1 rRNA gene is annotated in these 2,936 nt (G+C 53.4%); it reads left to right on the plus strand.

From position 1 onward, the window contains the following. Window position 1 precedes the first annotated feature (1 nt). Window positions 2-2,934 (plus strand): 23S ribosomal RNA (locus FQ085_RS17890). Window positions 2,935-2,936: the final 2 nt, after the last annotated feature.

Genomic DNA, 2,936 nt, shown 5'->3' on the forward strand with positions numbered 1-2,936 from the left:
TGGTTAAGTTAGAAAGGGCGCACGGTGGATGCCTTGGCACTAGGAGCCGAAGAAGGACGGCACTAACACCGATATGCTTCGGGGAGCTGTAAGTGAGCTGTGATCCGGAGATTTCCGAATGGGGGAACCCACTGCCTTTAATCGGGTAGTATCCATGTGTGAATCTATAGCACATGAGAAGGCAGACCCAGGGAACTGAAACATCTAAGTACCTGGAGGAAGAGAAAGCAAATGCGATTCCCTGAGTAGCGGCGAGCGAAACGGGATCAGCCCAAACCAAGAGGCTTGCCTCTTGGGGTTGTAGGACACTCTATACGGAGTTACAAAAGATAGGATTAGGCGAAGCGACCTGGAACGGTCCGCCGCAGCGGGTAACAGCCCCGTAGCCGAAAACCCTATCCCTCCAGAGTGGATCCTGAGTACGGCGGAACACGTGAAATTCCGTCGGAATCTGGGAGGACCATCTCCCAAGGCTAAATACTTCCTAGTGACCGATAGTGAACCAGTACCGTGAGGGAAAGGTGAAAAGCACCCCGGAAGGGGAGTGAAATAGATCCTGAAACCGTGTGCCTACAAGTAGTCAAAGCCCGTTAATGGGTGATGGCGTGCCTTTTGTAGAATGAACCGGCGAGTTACGATTGCATGCAAGGTTAAGCTGAGAAGGCGGAGCCGCAGCGAAAGCGAGTCTGAATAGGGCGACAGAGTATGCAGTTGTAGACCCGAAACCAGGTGATCTACCCATGTCCAGGGTGAAGGTAAGGTAACACTTACTGGAGGCCCGAACCCACGCACGTTGAAAAGTGCGGGGATGAGGTGTGGGTAGCGGAGAAATTCCAATCGAACCTGGAGATAGCTGGTTCTCTCCGAAATAGCTTTAGGGCTAGCCTCAAGATTGAGAATCCTGGAGGTAGAGCACTGTTTGGACTAGGGGCCCATCCCGGGTTACCGAATTCAGACAAACTCCGAATGCCAGTGATTTATGCTTGGGAGTCAGACTGCGAGTGATAAGATCCGTAGTCAAGAGGGAAACAGCCCAGACCACCAGCTAAGGTCCCCAAATATCCGTTAAGTGGAAAAGGATGTGGCGTTGCTTAGACAACCAGGATGTTGGCTTAGAAGCAGCCATCATTTAAAGAGTGCGTAATAGCTCACTGGTCGAGTGACACTGCGCCGAAAATGTACCGGGGCTAAACGGATTACCGAAGCTGTGGATGGATCTCGTTAGAGATCCGTGGTAGGAGAGCGTTCTAAGGGCGTTGAAGTCAGACCGGAAGGACTGGTGGAGCGCTTAGAAGTGAGAATGCCGGTATGAGTAACGAAAGACGGGTGAGAATCCCGTCCACCGAATGCCTAAGGTTTCCTGAGGAAGGCTCGTCCGCTCAGGGTTAGTCGGGACCTAAGTCGAGGCCGATAGGCGTAGACGATGGACAACAGGTTGATATTCCTGTACCACCTCCCCGCCGTTTGAGCAATGGGGGGACGCAGAAGGATAAGGAGAGCGTGCCGTTGGTTGTGCACGTCCAAGCAGTGAGGCGTGAAATGAGGCAAATCCCATTTCTAATACGTTGAGCTGTGACGGCAAGAGGGTTTACCCTTGAGTCCCTGATTTCACACTGCCAAGAAAAGCCTCTAGCGAGGCGGGAGGTGCCCGTACCGCAAACCGACACAGGTAGGCGAGAAGAGAATTCTAAGGTGAGCGAGTGAACTCTCGTTAAGGAACTCGGCAAAATGACCCCGTAACTTCGGGAGAAGGGGTGCTCTGGTAGGGTGAATAGCCCGAGAGAGCCGCAGTGAATAGGCCCAGGCGACTGTTTAGCAAAAACACAGGTCTCTGCAAAACCGTAAGGTGACGTATAGGGGCTGACGCCTGCCCGGTGCTGGAAGGTTAAGAGGAGTGCTTAGCGCAAGCGAAGGTGCGAATTGAAGCCCCAGTAAACGGCGGCCGTAACTATAACGGTCCTAAGGTAGCGAAATTCCTTGTCGGGTAAGTTCCGACCCGCACGAAAGGCGTAACGATCTGGGCACTGTCTCAACGAGAGACTCGGTGAAATTATAGTACCTGTGAAGATGCAGGTTACCCGCGACAGGACGGAAAGACCCCGTGGAGCTTTACTGTAGCCTGATATTGAATTTTGGTGCAACTTGTACAGGATAGGTAGGAGCCTGAGATTCCGGAGCGCTAGCTTCGGAGGAGGCGTCAGTGGGATACTACCCTGGTTGTATTGAAATTCTAACCCACAAGCCTGATCGGCTTGGGAGACAGTGTCAGGCGGGCAGTTTGACTGGGGCGGTCGCCTCCTAAAGAGTAACGGAGGCGCCCAAAGGTTCCCTCAGAATGGTTGGAAATCATTCGTAGAGTGTAAAGGCAGAAGGGAGCTTGACTGCGAGACGTACAGGTCGAGCAGGGTCGAAAGACGGGCTTAGTGATCCGGTGGTTCCGCATGGAAGGGCCATCGCTCAACGGATAAAAGCTACCCCGGGGATAACAGGCTTATCTCCCCCAAGAGTCCACATCGACGGGGAGGTTTGGCACCTCGATGTCGGCTCATCGCATCCTGGGGCTGTAGTCGGTCCCAAGGGTTGGGCTGTTCGCCCATTAAAGCGGTACGCGAGCTGGGTTCAGAACGTCGTGAGACAGTTCGGTCCCTATCCGTCGCGGGCGCAGGAAATTTGAGAGGAGCTGTCCTTAGTACGAGAGGACCGGGATGGACACACCGCTGGTGTACCAGTTGTTCTGCCAAGGGCATCGCTGGGTAGCTATGTGTGGCCGGGATAAGTGCTGAAAGCATCTAAGCACGAAGCCCCCCTCAAGATGAGATTTCCCATTGCGCAAGCAAGTAAGATCCCTCAAAGACGATGAGGTAGATAGGTTCGAGGTGGAAGCGTAGCGATACGTGCAGCTGACGAATACTAATCGATCGAGGACTTAACCAACA

The sequence above is a fragment of the Planococcus sp. ANT_H30 genome (assembly GCF_008369335.1).
GTDB classification, from domain to species: Bacteria; Bacillota; Bacilli; order Bacillales_A; family Planococcaceae; genus Planococcus; species Planococcus kocurii.